The 999-nt window shown below is 69.1% G+C and carries 1 protein-coding gene and 1 pseudogene; both read right to left on the minus strand.

From position 1 onward, the window contains the following. Positions 1-240, minus strand: a pseudogene (locus AC1D15_RS34275) (threonine synthase); the annotation flags it as partial. Next, positions 237-999 (minus strand): homoserine dehydrogenase (locus AC1D15_RS34280; protein ID WP_477829583.1); only part of this gene is annotated, 763 nt, incomplete at its 5' end. The gene AC1D15_RS34280 and the pseudogene AC1D15_RS34275, both read right to left, overlap by 4 nt.

Raw genomic sequence — 999 nt, forward strand, 5'->3', positions numbered from 1 at the left:
CGTGTAGGTCTTCGCGGTCAGCGCGCGCAGGTCAGCCGCCGGGATGTCGTCGATGTAGAGCGACAGGATCTCGAAGGCCAGCGCGTGGTACGGCAGCTCGCGCCAGCGCGCGAGCGTCGCCGCGTCGACCTGCGGGTAGTGCGTCGGCAGGTACAGGCCGCCGTCGGGCGCGAGGCCCTCGAGCAGGATGTCGGAGAAGCCGCGCTGGGTGGCATCGCCACGGGTGCTGATGTATTTCACGACAGCTCTTCCTTGCGGATGCGCACGATCGGCGACAGCACCGTGGGCAGCGCCTGCATCTGCGCGAGCGCCTTGTTCATCTCGCCCTCGACGGTGTCGTGGGTCAGGATGATCACGTCGGTGTGGGCCTCGCCTTCGGCCGACTCCCGTTGCAGCAGCGCATCGATCGAGATCCCGTGCTCGGCCAGGATGCCGGTGATGCGCGCCAGCACGCCGGCCTGGTCGGCCACCTGCAGCCGCAGGTAGAACGAGGTGACGACCTGTTCCATGCCGAGGATCGGCGTGTCGGTGAGCTGGTTCGGCTGGAAGGCCAGGTGCGGCACTCGGTGGTCGGGGTCGGCGGTGTGCAGCCGGGTGATGTCGACCAGGTCGGCGACCACGGCGGAGGCCGTCGGCTCGGAGCCGGCGCCCTTGCCGTACGACAGCGTCGTGCCGACCGCATCGCCGTGCACGACGACGGCGTTCATCGCGCCCTCGACGTTGGCGATCAGCCGCTTCGACGGCACCAGCGTCGGGTGCACGCGCAGCTCGATGCCGGCGTTCTTGCCGAGGTCGTCGCGCCGCTTCGTGATGCCCAGCAGCTTGATGCGGTAGCCGAGCTGCTCGGCGTAGGTGATGTCGGCGGCCTGCAGCTTCGTGATGCCCTCGATGTGGGCGCGCTCGAACTGCACCGGCGTTCCGAACGCGATCGCGCTCATGATGGTCAGCTTGTGCGCGGCGTCGACGCCCTCGATGTCGAAGGTCGGGTCGGCCTCGGCA

This window comes from Rhizobacter sp. P2_H2 (genome assembly GCF_056403375.1).